This is a genomic window from Levilactobacillus paucivorans (genome assembly GCF_001437125.1).
Lineage (GTDB): Bacteria > Bacillota > Bacilli > Lactobacillales > Lactobacillaceae > Levilactobacillus > Levilactobacillus paucivorans.
In genome coordinates this window covers 1-13,923 of sequence record NZ_JQCA01000056.1, presented here as the reverse complement: position 1 = coordinate 13,923, position 13,923 = coordinate 1, and the positions used below count along the sequence as shown (strand labels likewise).

Here is a 13,923-nt window from a genome sequence, read left to right as displayed (position 1 = left end):
GATCGTTATAATTGAGAACATTATAACTGAGATTGGAGGGACGAGGGTGCCTAAACGACGAAAAAGACGGCGAAAGAAGACAGCGAGTCCGGCGACGGCTACGTGGATCTTTGTCATGGTCCTCTTGGTTCTGGGTGGCGGATTGCTAGTCCGCGGTAAGATCAAGACGGATTTGCAAAACCGAGCGACGACCCAGACCGAGACGAGTGCGAGTTCCAATGAGTCGGCGAGCCAACAGAAATTCATTAAGAAAATGGCGAAGCCGGCAGTCCGCGTTTATCGCCAAAATGGGCAGGTGCTCCCCAGCATCGTGATTGCTCAGGCCATTCTTGAATCCAGTTGGGGCACCTCAGCCCTCTTCCTGCAGGCGAATAACCCGTTTGGCGTGAAGGGAAGTTATGAGGGGCGGACTAAGAGTTTTCCCACCACTGAATACGTGAACAATAAGAAAATTTCGATCAATGCTAATTTCCGGGACTATCCGTCATTAACGGCGGCGATCTTGGACCACGATGCGTTACTCAAGCGCGACTACTTCAAGCAGACGGTCACGGATTATCCGACGGCGGCCAAGCTCCTCCAGCGAAATGGCTACGCGACGGATCCCAAGTACGCCAAGAAATTGACGAATTTGATCGCAACTTACAACTTAAATGAATATGACACGTAACCAAATGAAAAGCAGCCGACTTGGTCGACTGCTTTTTTCGTAGAATGATTAGTTTTCGTTGTAGTAGCGCGCCACATCGTAGAGGTCTTGCGCCAAATCGTCGATTGAACGTGTTGGACGTTGGTTGGCGAAGAGGACGACGCCTTGACGGTTACCCTCGGTCCCATAGAGGATGGCTTCGTAACCACTGCCGCTTAGGACACCGCGAACCCGCTTGATACTCCCAGTCAGGTGGTAAAGCCCACCAGCATAGGAATAGTGATAGTCATTCATCAGGTCGTAGTATTGATTCTTCGTCAGGATCTTACCGTTCCGAATCCCTTTTTGGATGGCATAGTAGTCTTCTGGGGTGGTGTAGTAGTTCCCAGCCCCCAGGAGGGAGGACATCATCTTCGTGGAAACAGCCCCGGATTGGTTGGCCTTGCCGTTACTGTACCGGTAACCGGTGGTGACTTGGGCATTACTTGGCAACTGGTTCCAAGCGAAGGTGTGCTTCAAGCCCAGAGGCTTCACGATGCGTTGATTGACCAGGGTGTTGTAATCCTTACCGGTGACTTTGGAGGCAATCCCGGCCAGTAAGACATAGTTGGCATTGGTGTAGTTATAGTTATTGTTCCCAGCAACCTTCATTTGATCAAGGGTGTAGTTGATTTCGGAATTCTGTGACGTCAACACCTTGCTCGGAGTCGTCTCGTCCATATCAATACCAGAACGGTGATTCAAGAGTTGCCGAATCGTGATGTTCTTGCTGTTGTTGACCGAAGGATAGTAGGCACTTAACTTGGTATTCATGGAGAGTTTACCGCTGGCCGCCAATTGTTCGATGAGGGCGCCGGTCATGACCTTCTGTAGGGAGGCCGTGGGGTAGAGCGAGTTCTTCGAGTTCAGGATCTTTTTGTCGGCATTGGCATAGCCGACGCTGACGTGGCTAGCTCCTTTTGTGAAATTGTTAAAGACCATGGCACTCCCTTGAAAGTTAGCATGATTCAAGAAAGTCTGAATCTTCTGGGAACGACTGTACTTTTGGAGGGCCTTGACGTCTACCCAACCAATGGTTTTCCCATACCAAGAGAACTTGGCAAATTGTGCGCCGTTTGACAACGTGACGGTTTGGCTAACTCGGACGAAACGATGTTGCCAGTTCTTACCGCTGGCATCTCGTGTCTTCGCAGAATGCTGTGTATAGTAGGGACCATAGTAGTAAATCCCATCGTTTCGGGCTTTTTGATTCACAAACCGGGCATTATAATCGGTATTCTTCGTCTTGGTGATGGTCAAATAACTTTTGGCATGAGCAACTTCAACGGGTGCCACTGCACCAACCAGGAGAGACAGTCCAGCAACAATCCACAAATACTTTTTCAAATTTATCATCCATTTCCCTTAAATTACCTCCCATACTAACGCGTTTTCATTGCTATTGTGTAACAGACTCGTCGCAATTTGGTAAAGTTTTAAACGTTTTAAGTTATAAATGAATTGTTTTTTCTTATTAAATAGTTAATTAATAGTGGCCCCTAAGCAATGAATACCGTGCATGTCACGGGGGTGTATGGTACACTAGCCAAAAATAAATATGTTAATTAAGGAGCTGAACCAAGCGTTGTTACATTTTCTTGGTCAATTATACGGGCCATTCTTTTCGATTCATAATTGGGAAACCGTGATCACTTCCGGGGATGACTGGTTAATTATTTTTTCGTTAGTTTTAATTGAATGTTTGTTATCTGTGGACAATGCGGTGGTTCTGGCCGCGCAGACGCAATCGTTGCCAACCCAGAAACAGCGGGAAGAATCCCTGTTCTACGGTATCTGGGGAGCTTATATCTTCCGGTTTATCATCATTGGACTGGGAACCTATCTGATCAACTTTTGGGAAATCAAGGTGGTTGGGGCCCTGTACCTGGCCTTTCTGGTCTTCCAATTCTTCAGTAAGACCCGCGTCACCCATACGCGAAAATTAGTGAGCGAGAAGAAACGACGAATTTTACCGTTGTTCTGGTCGGTAGTGTTGCAGATTGAAATGATGGATATTATCTTTTCCATTGATTCCGTCCTGGCTTCGTTGGCCATTTCCAGTAACCCCGTGATCGTGTTGATCGGGGGTTTGATTGGGATCTTGGCCATGCGAGGCGTTGCCGAGGTTATTATGAAGTTGATGCAGCGGATTCCGGAATTGGAGCCTATGGCCTACATCCTCATTGGGTTGATTGCGGTCAAGCTTTTCATTTCGATTCCCGCCATTGACATCGAAATTCCAGCAGCTTTGTTTGGCATGATCGTGGTGGGTGCCATTGTCCTGACGTTGATTATTCACGTCGTACGCAAGCGGCACCACGCCAAGGATACCGAGGATAAACCAGTGACCGAGGATGAGAAGTAACATGCCTAGTTTCGCTTGATAAAATTAAGATAAGTCAAGGGATCTGTGAGTTCATCACAGGTCCCTTTTTGCCGGGCATCGGGGGTCTACTTCAGTGGTATGATAGAGATAAGTTATGAAGGAGGCACCGCTTATGCAAATTGGATTTATCGGAACCGGTGTGATGGGCACCGGAATTGTGACGAACTTGTTGAAGGCTGGTCAGTCGGTGGTTGTTTACAACCGAACGAAGGCCCATGCACAGACTGTGTTGGATGCCGGGGCAACCTGGGCAGATTCACCCCAAGCCGTGGCGGAACAGAGCGATCTCATCATGTCGATGGTTGGCTATCCGCGCGATGTTGAGGAAGTTTACACGGGGCAGCAGGGGGTCTTTGCCGGTATCCAGGCCGGGAGTATTGTGGTGGATATGACCACCAGTACCCCCGCATTAGCGGTTAAATTAGCCCAGCTGGCCCATGACCATGATGTACTGGCCTTGGACGCCCCCGTCTCTGGCGGGGACGTCGGTGCCAAAAATGCCACATTGACCGTGATGGTTGGTGGCGACAAGGCGGCCTACGATCAGGTGTTACCAGTCTTCAATCAAGTGGGGCAACGTGTGGCGTACTTCGGGGACGCCGGCAAGGGCCAACATACCAAAATGGCCAATCAGATCATGATTGCCGGCACCATGACCGGGATGACAGAAATGTTGGTCTATGCGAAGGCGGCCGGCTTGGATTTACCAGCCGTCCTAGAAACACTGGCCAGCGGCAGTGCCGACAACTGGAGTATGGACAACTATGCCCCACGCATCTTAAAGGGTGACTACACGCCAGGCTTCTTTGCCAAGCATTTCCTGAAGGATTTACGGATTGCCTTACAAGAGGCGGATCGCATGAACCTGGATCTGCCGGCAACCAAGCAGGCAAAGTTATTGTACGAGGCCATGGTCGATGACGATGATCTCGGCAATGATGGGACGCAAGGTTTAATCAAGACCTACAAGAAGTAGGCAAAATAAACATTCAATGAGCAGGGGCAATGTTGCGTTGACCCTGCTTTGCGATCAAGTGGAAGTTGGCGGAAACCATGTTAAAAGCCTACCTAAAGGGCGTCGTGCCAGTCGTTTTGATTCTAGCCATTAGTACCTTTAACCTGCAGGCTGGCAGGTTTGATTTCAGTCTATCCTGGTGGCTGGTCTATCTGATTCTGAGTTATTTGGTTATTTTTCCCTGGACGTATCGACGCCTGTCGGGCGACTTCAAGCAGGCACCCGATTTTGCCAAACGACTAAGTCGTTCGCAGGAAGACTCGGAACAAAAGGCTTTACGGATGGGCTCAAATTATGCGAATACCGGTCGGATGGGCGTTAGCCGAATCGGGGACGCTTCCGGAAAGGAAAGTTGGCTCACCCGTTGGGGGACGGACTTTGTGCTCAGGATCTTTCTGATTCTGGCGGGTGTCTTTCCGGCCGTCTATTGGTGGGTTAAAGATCGTCGGACAAGATGAGAGTGTGACAAAGGGCGGTTAGTCAATGAGCATTAACGTCAATAGACGGCTAATCCTGGTCTTGGATTGTTTGTCTATCGGGGTTAAGCGGAGTTGACTGTCTTTTGTCACACGTTTTGACTATAGATGTTCGGAGCGCAAGAAGGGCCTGAGACTTTTGTCTCAGGCCCTTCGATCGTTTAGAAAGTTTTGTGGAGCACCACCACGGGGGCACCATCTTCATCGTATGGGCCGTCGCTAACGGTGTAACCACAGCGTTCGTAGAACTTCTGGGCGGTAACTTCACCGTGAATCAGGCCGCTTTGATAGCCATGATGGCGGGACCAGTCTTCGGCAGCCGTCATGAGTTGGCGTCCCAGACCTTGACCTCGCAAGTCTTGACGGGTGCAGACCCGGCCAAAGCACATTTCAGTGGGTGTTTGGGGTTCCAAGCGTAACGTGGCAACGGGATGACGGGCATCCTGATAGAGGACGACGTAGAGACGTTCTGGTGTGTCGCGGTCATCGAATTCAACCTCGCGAGGGATACCACGTTCAGTGACGAAGACCGCCTGACGGAGTGACAGGGCAGCGGCCCGGTTGAAAGGGTCGTTTGAAATAACGATTTCCATGAGTCAGATTCTCCTATTCAATATCGGCAAAGAAACTGTAGAGTTTTTCAGTAGTCAAGGCCGCCTTTTCCGCGCCGGAAACGTCGAAGGTGACCTGACCATGATGGAGCACAATCAGACGATTGCCGTAGGTCAGGGCGTCCTCGAGGTGATGGGTAATCATGAGGCAGGTAAGTCTTTCTTCCTGGACCCGTTGGTTGGTGAGGTGCATGAGGTCTTGACTGGTTTGGGGATCCAAGGCAGCGGTATGTTCGTCGAGTAACAGGATTTCGGGGCGCTTCAGGGTGGCCATCAGGAAACTCAGCGCTTGGCGTTGCCCCCCGGAGAGATTACCAGTGGCCGTGGTGAGACGCTGATCCAGACCGTTGTGCATGGTTGCTGTAATTTTCTGGTAGCGGTCGAGTTGCTTGTTGAGGCGACGAGGCACCAGACGTCGGCGTTGACCGCGGCGTTCGGCCAGCAATAGATTTTCTGCGACGTTCATCCGCGGGGCGGTTCCTAACTTGGGATCTTGAAAGACGCGTGCGAGGAAACGCGTGCGTTTTTCGACGGATTCATGGGAGATGTCCTTGCCTTTCAAGAGAATCTGACCGGAATCGATCGTCAGGTCGCCCCCGATGGCGTTGAACAACGTGGACTTGCCGGCTCCATTTGATCCGAGTAGGGTGATGAAATCGCCCTCGTTAACGGTGAGGTTGAGGTGATTTAAAATCGTAATTTCTTCGGGCGTATGGCGATTAACCTTGAGGACAACGTCCTTGAGTTCGAGTAGTGGTTTAGTCATTGGTATCTAACCCCCGTTTCAGCAGGTGTTTAAAGTTCAAGACATTCTTGAAGACCGGTAGCATCATGCAGACGGCCAAGATGATGGCGGAGATGAGGTTGAGGTCGTTGGCTTGGAACCCCAGCTTGAGCACGATCAGCAGGACGAAACGGTAGAGAATACTCCCGAGGGTCACGGCTACCAGTCGTTGGTTCAGCGTCAGATCGCCGAAGGCCACTTCACCAATAATGATGGAGGCCAGGGCAATCACGATGATGCCGATCCCCATGTTGACGTCGGCAAACCCGTTGTTCTGAGCGACCAGGGCCCCGCCAAAGGCGATCAAACCGTTAGAAACCATCAGGCCCATAATCTTCATGTTGTCGGTATTAATCCCCAGGGACCGCGCCATGGTTTGGTTATCACCAGTGGCGATGAAACCTTGACCCAGTTCCGTTTGCAGGAAGTAAATGACAATCGTGGTGATAATTACCATGACGATCGTCCCCAGAACCACACTGTCGAAGTATTGGGGGAGACTAGCGAGAAAATGATTTTTAAACAATGTGTTTTTTCCGAGCAAGGAGACGTTGGCTCTGCCCATGATCCGTAAGTTCACGGAGTAGCAGGCCGTCATCACGAGGATCCCGGCTAACAGGATGGGGATGTGTCCCTTGGTGTAGAGCAACCCGGTGATGAGTCCGGCCAGCGCCCCCACGGCAAAGGCCAGCAGGGTGGCTAACAAGGGATTCATACCATGGCTGATCGCCATGACGGCAGTAGCCGCACCGAGCGGGAAGGTTCCCTCAACAGTCATGTCGGCGAAATCTAGAATTCTAAAGGTCAGGAACAGCCCGACCCCGAGGACGGCCCAGAGCAGGCCTTGTCCAATAGAAGAGACAATTAAACTCATTTGAACACCTCCCCGTGTTTTTGGGCTTCTTGAATGACAGATGCAGGTAACGTGATGCCGAGTTTTTGGGCTTGGGTGAGGTTGATGGTCATTTCACCTTGCCGTTCGAAATGAATGGGGGTGTCGGCCGGGTCCTTACCCTTAAGGATGGCGGCCGTCATCTTACCAGTCTCGACACCCAACTTGTATTGGTTGATGCTGAGGGTCGCGAGACCACCGGCCTTGACCATCGTGTCGACGGCTGGGAAGACGGGGACCTTCTTGGCATTGGCCGTGGAGACCAGCGTCTGCATGGCACTGGCCACGGTGTTGTCGGTGGGCACGTAGATTGCGTCGACCTGGCTGACCATCTGTTGAGCCACCTGGTTGAGGTCGTTGGTGCTAGCGATCGTGTAGGCCTTGAGGCGGACATGTTCTTGTTTACAGAGAGCCGCAAACTGGTGGTACTGTGCGGTTGCTGAGTCGTCGGAGGAGGTGTAAATGATTCCCAATGTTTGCATCTTAGGCATGATCTTTTGGATCAGCTTCAGTTGTGATTTGAGGGGAGCTTGGTCAGAAACACCCGTGACGTTGTTACCGGGATGTTCGTTGCTGTGGACCAGGTCGGCCCCCTTGGGATCCGTGATGGCCCCAAGAACGACGGGAATATTGGAACTGGCGTTGGCCAGGGCCTGGGCGGATGGCGTGGCGATGCCGATCATGGCGTCCGCCTTCTCGTCCACGAAGCGCGCACTCATGGTTTTCAGATTACTCTGATCGTTCTGGGCATTCTGGAAGTCAATCTTAACGTTCTTGTTGACGTGATAGCCTTCCTCAGCCAATCCGTGAATAATTCCCTTATGAATGGCATCCAGGGCCGGATGGGATAACAGTTGAAGAATGCCAACCGTGGGGACGGGCTTCTTAGTGGCAGAGTCTGGTCGACTCTCCTGAACGAAGGCGAATCCCAGGAAGACCACTAGAATTGCGATTAAACCGTATAGACGTTTCATATTTTTACCTCACTTTAATTCAATGGTTGATGGTGTTAGTCGTATAGAAAAAGAGCACCCAGACCGGCTGGGTGCCCAAGAAAAAGGCCCGCAAAACCGGAGAAGAAGACATCCGTGCGGGCTATTGCATCAGAAAGTTAGCCGGCGCAGATGCGAGAATCGCTCTGGGAGCTCAAGTCGCATCTACTCGATGACGACTTGATTACCGGCTTTGCCAACGTCCATTTAACTGAATACCAGACATTTGCATAAACTTTCCTTCTTTCCGAATTTGATTAAGACTAGTTTACGGCATCGCTGAAAAACCGTCAACCACCTTTTCACCTTTTTTGTTATACTAGAAGCCAATAGAAACGATGAGGAGGGTGGCACTAATCATGAAAATTGCAGTGATGACGGACACATCATCGGGAATCTCTTTCGATGAAGCGGCACAACGCCACATAACACTCTTACCGGCACCCATCATGTTCGGTAACCGGCAGTACCACGAGTACTTAGACCTGTCCACGGCGGACTACTACCGTTTAATGCGATTGGCAAAGACGAAGAAAGTTGTGCCGACAGCGCCACAATTATCGATGAAGACGATTCAGGCGACCTGTCAGAGACTAGCCAGTGAAGGTTACACCGATGTCATCGTGATTGGGCCATCGCTGGGGATTTCGGGATTCGTGAATACGCTGGCGGCTTATGTGGAGAATGTGACGGCACTACACGTGCGACCGTGGGATTCGCGGGGCGTGTTGACGGTCATGGGCGATCAGGTTCGCTTAGCGGCCGCGATGGTGCAACAAGGCGCCTCGATCACGGATGTCTTTGCTCAATTGACGGCCCTGCGTGCGACGATTCACAGCGGCTTTGTTGTTGATTCCATGAAGCCCCTCCTGCGAACAGGGGAAGTTAATCCGCGCCACGCCCCCGGGAGTAATCCACTTTATGCGGGGAAACCCATGCTGACATTTGAACCCTCGGGTAAAATGCGGTATGCCGGGAGTGTGTTACGTTCTAAAGGCGCGCTCAGTGATTTTTTGGATAGTCTGGCAGTTGATCTGTCGGGGAAACAACCCGTCAAGGCGACCATTCTGAATGCCGATCAGCCGGAGACTACGCAACAGTGGGTGGCGATTGCTCGCGATCGGTTCCCAATGGCAACCTTCGATGTTGCCCCCATTGGTCCCAGCTTCGGTGTCCACGTCGGGGATGGTGCCATGGGCTTGGCCTGGTCGCAGGATTATCACAGTCTGATTCCCAATGATGAGAATTAAATGAGAATTCGGGGTTGACAGTCTCATTTTTTAATGGTTAACTGGTACTTGTAAATTGAAAAATGAAAGGAACTTCACTCATGAAGCCAAACAACCTCACTCATTTAAATAACCAATTTGCCTTTAGCTTTTTCTTTAGATAGCGTTTGTATTCACACGTTGGATACGAACGCGCCGCTCAATTGCGTTCGTATCTATCGATTGGCTAAAGTTTTTCAACATGACTTAAGCGCCAGATAGATACGGGTATAATCTATCTGGAGAAAATATATCGGGGCCCGATAACACCAGGTAGATTCTACTCAGAATCTATCTGGTGTTTTTTTGTTTTTTTAGAGTGTGAGCCAAGGCGGTTAGGGGACGAGCATTAACGTCGATAAGCGGAATTCCCTGTCTTGAGGAGCACGTTTCGGAAGCTGTCAGGCTGGCAACATGGACGCATCGCGTCAGCCACGGCTGCTACTCAGACAAAGCCAAGTCAGTTGAAAAATCGGTGAGCCAAATGGCCCCATACTTATCAGTAAATAAAAATAGCGAAGCGAGCCGACACTATCGGCCGCCACAAACTTTGGAGGAATTGATTATGAAAAAAGGATTATTAACGGGTATCGCCTTATTAGGATTGGGATTGACCTTAGCGGGCTGTGCTAGCAAGTCCGATGCCAGCAACAAGGGCACGTTGAATGTGGGGATTTTACAAGTCGTCCAACATGGGTCCCTCGATGAGGCCAGACAAGGCTTCAAGGCTGGTCTAAAGCAGGAATTAAAGGATCATCACAAGTCCACTAAGGTGACCTATCACTACCTCAATGCGCAGGGCGATCAGGCCAATTTGAACACGATGAGTCAACAGTTGAGCCAACAAAAGAATGATCTCCTATTGGGAATCGCCACCCCAGCCGCGCAGGCTTTAGCCAAGAAGACCAAGACCACGCCAACGCTGGTAACGGCAGTGACCGACTTGAAGGCCGCCGGGTTGGTGAAAACCAACGACAAGCCACAGACCAACGTCAGTGGGACCAGTGATTTGACGCCAGTTGGCCTGCAACTGAAGCTTCTGGCTAGCCTGACCAAGGGCAACAAACCATTAGGAATCATGTACAACTCATCCGAAGAAAACTCGGTCTTACAGGTGAAGTTAGCCAAGGCTTATGCCAAGAAGCATGATTTGAAGCTCAAGGTCGTCAGTGCCACCAGCACCAATGATGTGGCCAGCGTGCTTGCCGGCTTGCAAGGTAAGATTTCTGGCTTGTACCTACCGACCGATAACCTAATGGCCAGTGCCATGAAGACGATTGGTCAGAAGGCCAAAGCTGCCAAGTTACCCGTAGTGACCGGCTCGATTGAAATGGCCGAAGACGGGGGGACCGCAACTTACGGCATCAACTACTACGATCTCGGTAAGCAAACTGGGAAGATGGCCTACAACGTGTTAGAGAACGGTAAGAAGCCGCAGAACATGGCGGTTGAAACCTCCAAGCACTTGCACCTCTACATCAACAAGGCCAACACCAAGGCCATCGGCATGCAACCCAAGCAGATTAAGCAACCCTAAGTCTAGAAAGGATGATCAGACATGTTAATCACGAGTATCGGTCAAGGCCTTCTGTGGGCACCCCTGGTAATTGGGGTCTTCCTGACATTTCGTATTTTAGATATTCCCGACTTGACCACCGAGGGAAGTTTCCCACTAGGAGCCGCGGTGACCGTCAGTGCCATGATTCACGGGCAGTCAGCCATTGTGGCGAGTCTGTTAGGCTTCCTAGCCGGTTGCCTGGCTGGATGGGTGACGGGGATGTTGGACACCAAGTTAAAAATGCCGTCGTTACTGGCGGGGATCCTCACAATGACAGGACTGTATTCCGTGAACATGCATGTGATGGGTAAGTCTAACGTGCCACTCCTGGATCAGAAGGTCCTGACGAGTTATCTTCCGGCTGCATGGTCAGTGGACCTGCAGACCATCGTCGTGGGTTTGGGCGTGACCCTTCTGGTCATGGCGGGCCTCATCTGGCTATTTCGCACGCAACTTGGGCTTTCACTCATGGCGACCGGGAACAATGCCGCTATGAGTGCCGCTAACGGGATTTACACCGACCGGATGGTGATTCTGGGCTACATGGTTTCTAACGGCTGTATCGCCCTCTCTGGGGCCCTGATTGCCCAGAGTAATGGGTTCGCCGATATTGGCATGGGGATTGGGACCATCGTGATTGGCCTGGCCTCCGTGCTGGTCGGAGAGATCTTCTTGCGTGGCCGCCAGATTTGGTTACGTCTGACCGCGATGGTGCTGGGAGCCGTGATTTATCGCTACCTCCTGACCGTTGCCATGGGTCTGGGTTTCCCAGTCGACGACCTCAAGATTCTTTCAGCGAGCATCCTAGTGATTGTGATTTGCCTGCCGTTATTACGAAATAAATTACAGACGAAGCAACAGTTGAAACGTTATCTCAAACAGATTGGAGTCGATCAGCATGCCACAACCAGCAGTCTTAAGCGTCAAGCACCTACAGAAGGTCTTCTTTCCCGGAACGGTAAATGAGCGTCACGTCTTAAAGGATGTCAGTTTCACCATTGAACCAGGGGACTTCGTGGCGGTCATCGGGAACAACGGTGCCGGCAAATCAACGCTACTCAATACGATTGCTGGCACGTTGCCGGTCGACGCCGGCGAGTTACGACTCGCTGACCATGATGTGACGCATAAGCCCGTGGCTTACCGGTCCCGTTGGCTGTCGCGGGTCTTCCAGGACCCCAAGATGGGCACTGCTGGCGAGCTGAGTGTCGCCGAGAATCTCACGCTGGCGGAACATCACACCGGGAGCATGAGTCTTCGTGGCTTCCGGCACAAGGGCCAGACAGAAGCTTATCGGACACTCCTGCGTCCTTTGAACATGGGGTTAGAGGACCGATTGACCACCCAGGTGAAATACCTATCGGGTGGGCAGCGCCAGGCATTATCCTTATTGATGGCAACGCTGAGTCATCCTGAATTGTTATTGTTGGATGAACATACGGCAGCATTGGATCCCCAGACCAGTCACCAGGTGATGGCCCTAACCCAAAAGATTGTGACCGAGAATCGCTTAACTACCCTGATGATTACCCATAAGATGAGTGATGCCTTAACTTATGGCAATCGCTTGGTCATGGTTCAAGATGGCCAAATTAAACTGGATGTTCGCGGCGAAGAGAAGCAACGAATTCAGCAGGAAGACCTCTTGGGCTTGTTTGCCGATTAGCGCAGAGGGGTTAACGATCCCTTTCAGAAATAGCTCGAAGGCCCAAATGACGGGCTTAGGGACAAAACTAGTCAATAGTCGTTAATACTGTACGCCACTATCGCGAATGTGTGGAGATTTGCTTTATCTTCTGATAAATCAGCCGTATACTAAGTCCGTATTTAAGATTACGGGTTTTTCGGAGGTATTCGGAAGAAGCCGTAAACAAAGTTGTGGAAGTTTCTTGTTGAAGACCTAAACGGACTAACCGTAATGAGAAGGTCACTATCCCAGTGATAGCGGCACTAAAAGGTCACCACCATTAGCGACGGGCTAGCGTCCTATGGTGCAAGAAAGGTCCCCTGAGCGATTGCTCGGAGGACCTTTTTCTGTACAGCTAGATTAATGACATCAAGTTATTTAAGAAATGTAGGGCGATATTATAGCGAATATCCTTGAAGTGCAGGTAGGCGGCCCCGAGGACCCACCCTAGGCCAGAGTACATGAGTAGGGTTGGTGACAGGCCGGAGACGTGCATACTGCCGAAGATAATCCCAGAGATGAAGACCCCGAGGAAGTTCATGAGGCGGGTATTCTTTCTGAAAAAGTAATTCAGGAAGATCCCGCGGAAGATGAATTCCTCATAGATTGGGGCCAACAAGATGGGGTAAGCGGTATTCCAGAAAGGCAACTTGACCACTTGCTGATCGATGATTTGCTGGTTAGCCGGGTTCTGCAGAATGTGGAAGTGAATCAGCAACCCCCAGGCGTACTGGATGGCCATCATGAGAATGAAGAATCCGACTAACTGAGCGATAGATTTCCACGAAAAGGGCGTGCGACCAAATTGCCGCGGATTGTTTTGCTGGAGCTGCTTTTGATAGCGCCAGGTGATAAACGCCAGCAGGAGGCCGGAGTAAATCAGCATTGTCCCGATCAGTTGATTGGTGGATCCACCACGACTCGCCTGATCGGTAGCCAGCAAGAGAATCATGCTATCAATGAGGTAGAGAACAAGGAATCCCACCCACTGGAGATCACGTTTGAACCAATTCAAAAGCCAGCGGGTACTAGAACCGAACATATTCATTCAAGCTGACCTCCCATTAGTTGTCGTATTTACCAATTTCAATGAGGTTTTCATCCGGGTCCCGGACGTAAACGGAGGTCATTGGGCCCTGGGCGCCTTGCTTGGGGATGGGACCGTCCACGATCTCAACGGCATAGTTGGTGAGGTGGGCGAGAATATTGGCCAATGGGTCGGTGGCGATGATGGCAAAATCAGCGGCCCCAACCGTTGGGTGCTTGGCAACGGGCAGGTGAGGCTCATCGGTGACTTGGAAATTCAGCTTTTGTTTGCCCAGTTTAACCCCCTTACGGCCATCGTCGAAGGTGATAATGGGGAGGTCTAAGACCTCGTGGTACCAGCGAAGTGAGCGTTCTAGGTCACTCACGGTGAGCGTAAGATGATCGATGTTTCGAATATTCATGACAGTCAGTCCTTAACTAGTAAATTTCAACCATTATAGCATAGATAACCCCCGAGGCCCTAGGCGTTAGTGTAAGGTTTTCCTAGATGGTCAATAAAATTCTAGGAATATTCATTTT

15 protein-coding genes are annotated in these 13,923 nt (G+C 50.8%); 8 read left to right on the top strand and 7 right to left on the bottom strand.

The window, feature by feature from the left end:
* Positions 1–46 precede the first annotated feature (46 nt).
* Positions 47–670, top strand: coding sequence for a glycoside hydrolase family 73 protein (locus tag IV54_RS05885; protein WP_057878467.1), 624 nt, complete (start codon positions 47–49; stop codon positions 668–670).
* Between the two features lie 48 nt (positions 671–718).
* On the opposite strand, the gene IV54_RS05880 is transcribed toward IV54_RS05885, so the two are convergent.
* Positions 719–2,044 carry a serine hydrolase domain-containing protein gene (locus tag IV54_RS05880; RefSeq protein WP_057878466.1) on the bottom strand — a complete coding sequence of 442 codons (1,326 nt, stop codon included), beginning with the start codon at positions 2,042–2,044 and terminating at the stop codon, positions 719–721.
* 202 nt (positions 2,045–2,246) lie between these two features.
* On the opposite strand from IV54_RS05880, the gene IV54_RS05875 reads away from it, so the two are divergent.
* From IV54_RS05875 to IV54_RS05865, 3 genes are all read left to right on the top strand, one after another.
* Complete coding sequence (locus tag IV54_RS05875; protein WP_237756679.1) at positions 2,247–3,053, top strand: TerC family protein; 807 nt, start codon at positions 2,247–2,249, stop codon at positions 3,051–3,053.
* A gap of 133 nt (positions 3,054–3,186) precedes the next feature.
* Positions 3,187–4,050, top strand: coding sequence for an NAD(P)-dependent oxidoreductase (locus tag IV54_RS05870; protein ID WP_057878465.1), 864 nt, complete (start codon positions 3,187–3,189; stop codon positions 4,048–4,050).
* A 77-nt stretch (positions 4,051–4,127) separates the two neighbouring features.
* Entirely contained in the window at positions 4,128–4,547 is a 420-nt protein-coding gene (locus IV54_RS05865; protein WP_057878464.1) for a hypothetical protein, read from the top strand.
* Positions 4,548–4,726: 179 nt separating this feature from the next.
* Here the strand turns inward: IV54_RS05865 and IV54_RS05860 are convergent, their stop codons facing one another.
* Genes IV54_RS05860 through trpX form a run of 4 tightly spaced genes read right to left on the bottom strand, consistent with a single transcriptional unit; the run spans position 4,727 to position 7,826 of the window.
* Positions 4,727–5,158 (bottom strand): GNAT family N-acetyltransferase, encoded by a 432-nt coding sequence (locus IV54_RS05860; RefSeq protein ID WP_057878463.1) that lies wholly within the window; start codon positions 5,156–5,158, stop codon positions 4,727–4,729.
* Between the two features lie 13 nt (positions 5,159–5,171).
* Positions 5,172–5,942: an ABC transporter ATP-binding protein gene (locus IV54_RS05855; RefSeq protein ID WP_057878462.1), complete on the bottom strand. Its 771-nt coding sequence runs from the start codon at positions 5,940–5,942 to the stop codon at positions 5,172–5,174.
* On the bottom strand, positions 5,935–6,834 hold the full coding sequence (locus tag IV54_RS05850; protein WP_057878461.1) for an ABC transporter permease: 900 nt from the start codon (positions 6,832–6,834) through the stop codon (positions 5,935–5,937). The genes IV54_RS05855 and IV54_RS05850 overlap by 8 nt, the downstream gene beginning before the upstream one ends.
* On the bottom strand, positions 6,831–7,826 hold the full coding sequence (trpX, locus tag IV54_RS05845; RefSeq protein WP_057878460.1) for a tryptophan ABC transporter substrate-binding protein: 996 nt from the start codon (positions 7,824–7,826) through the stop codon (positions 6,831–6,833). Before trpX ends, IV54_RS05850 begins: the two co-directional genes overlap by 4 nt.
* Positions 7,827–8,203: 377 nt before the next feature.
* Here trpX and IV54_RS05840 point away from each other — a divergent pair, with 377 nt between their 5' ends.
* From IV54_RS05840 to IV54_RS05825, 4 genes are all read left to right on the top strand, one after another.
* Positions 8,204–9,094 (top strand): DegV family protein, encoded by an 891-nt coding sequence (locus tag IV54_RS05840; RefSeq protein ID WP_057878459.1) that lies wholly within the window; start codon positions 8,204–8,206, stop codon positions 9,092–9,094.
* 583 nt (positions 9,095–9,677) lie between these two features.
* Positions 9,678–10,649, top strand: coding sequence for an ABC transporter substrate-binding protein (locus IV54_RS05835; RefSeq protein ID WP_057878458.1), 972 nt, complete (start codon positions 9,678–9,680; stop codon positions 10,647–10,649).
* A gap of 21 nt (positions 10,650–10,670) precedes the next feature.
* Positions 10,671–11,636: an ABC transporter permease gene (locus IV54_RS05830; RefSeq protein WP_057878457.1), complete on the top strand. Its 966-nt coding sequence runs from the start codon at positions 10,671–10,673 to the stop codon at positions 11,634–11,636.
* On the top strand, positions 11,569–12,336 hold the full coding sequence (locus IV54_RS05825; RefSeq protein ID WP_057878456.1) for an ABC transporter ATP-binding protein: 768 nt from the start codon (positions 11,569–11,571) through the stop codon (positions 12,334–12,336). The genes IV54_RS05830 and IV54_RS05825 overlap by 68 nt, the downstream gene beginning before the upstream one ends.
* Before the next feature lie 376 nt (positions 12,337–12,712).
* On the opposite strand, the gene IV54_RS05820 is transcribed toward IV54_RS05825, so the two are convergent.
* Together IV54_RS05820 and IV54_RS05815 are read right to left on the bottom strand one after the other, a co-directional pair.
* On the bottom strand, positions 12,713–13,405 hold the full coding sequence (locus tag IV54_RS05820) for a CPBP family intramembrane glutamic endopeptidase (RefSeq protein WP_057878455.1): 693 nt from the start codon (positions 13,403–13,405) through the stop codon (positions 12,713–12,715).
* A gap of 16 nt (positions 13,406–13,421) precedes the next feature.
* Positions 13,422–13,805, bottom strand: coding sequence for a VOC family protein (locus tag IV54_RS05815; protein ID WP_057878454.1), 384 nt, complete (start codon positions 13,803–13,805; stop codon positions 13,422–13,424).
* Positions 13,806–13,923: the final 118 nt, after the last annotated feature.

What these genes read in the sequence shown, in the direction of transcription:
- IV54_RS05880 (WP_057878466.1), bottom strand. Translation starts at nt 2,044, where the DNA reads ATGATAAATTTGAAAAAGTATTTGTGGATTGTTGCTGGACTGTCTCTC.
- IV54_RS05870 (WP_057878465.1), top strand. Translation starts at nt 3,187, where the DNA reads ATGCAAATTGGATTTATCGGAACCGGTGTGATGGGCACCGGAATTGTG.
- IV54_RS05820 (WP_057878455.1), bottom strand. Translation starts at nt 13,405, where the DNA reads ATGAATATGTTCGGTTCTAGTACCCGCTGGCTTTTGAATTGGTTCAAA.
- IV54_RS05815 (WP_057878454.1), bottom strand. Translation starts at nt 13,805, where the DNA reads ATGAATATTCGAAACATCGATCATCTTACGCTCACCGTGAGTGACCTA.
- IV54_RS05855 (WP_057878462.1), bottom strand. Translation starts at nt 5,942, where the DNA reads ATGACTAAACCACTACTCGAACTCAAGGACGTTGTCCTCAAGGTTAAT.
- IV54_RS05860 (WP_057878463.1), bottom strand. Translation starts at nt 5,158, where the DNA reads ATGGAAATCGTTATTTCAAACGACCCTTTCAACCGGGCCGCTGCCCTG.
- IV54_RS05875 (WP_237756679.1), top strand. Translation starts at nt 2,247, where the DNA reads ATGTTAATTAAGGAGCTGAACCAAGCGTTGTTACATTTTCTTGGTCAA.
- IV54_RS05825 (WP_057878456.1), top strand. Translation starts at nt 11,569, where the DNA reads ATGCCACAACCAGCAGTCTTAAGCGTCAAGCACCTACAGAAGGTCTTC.
- IV54_RS05830 (WP_057878457.1), top strand. Translation starts at nt 10,671, where the DNA reads ATGTTAATCACGAGTATCGGTCAAGGCCTTCTGTGGGCACCCCTGGTA.
- IV54_RS05840 (WP_057878459.1), top strand. Translation starts at nt 8,204, where the DNA reads ATGAAAATTGCAGTGATGACGGACACATCATCGGGAATCTCTTTCGAT.
- IV54_RS05835 (WP_057878458.1), top strand. Translation starts at nt 9,678, where the DNA reads ATGAAAAAAGGATTATTAACGGGTATCGCCTTATTAGGATTGGGATTG.
- trpX (WP_057878460.1), bottom strand. Translation starts at nt 7,826, where the DNA reads ATGAAACGTCTATACGGTTTAATCGCAATTCTAGTGGTCTTCCTGGGA.
- IV54_RS05865 (WP_057878464.1), top strand. Translation starts at nt 4,128, where the DNA reads ATGTTAAAAGCCTACCTAAAGGGCGTCGTGCCAGTCGTTTTGATTCTA.
- IV54_RS05850 (WP_057878461.1), bottom strand. Translation starts at nt 6,834, where the DNA reads ATGAGTTTAATTGTCTCTTCTATTGGACAAGGCCTGCTCTGGGCCGTC.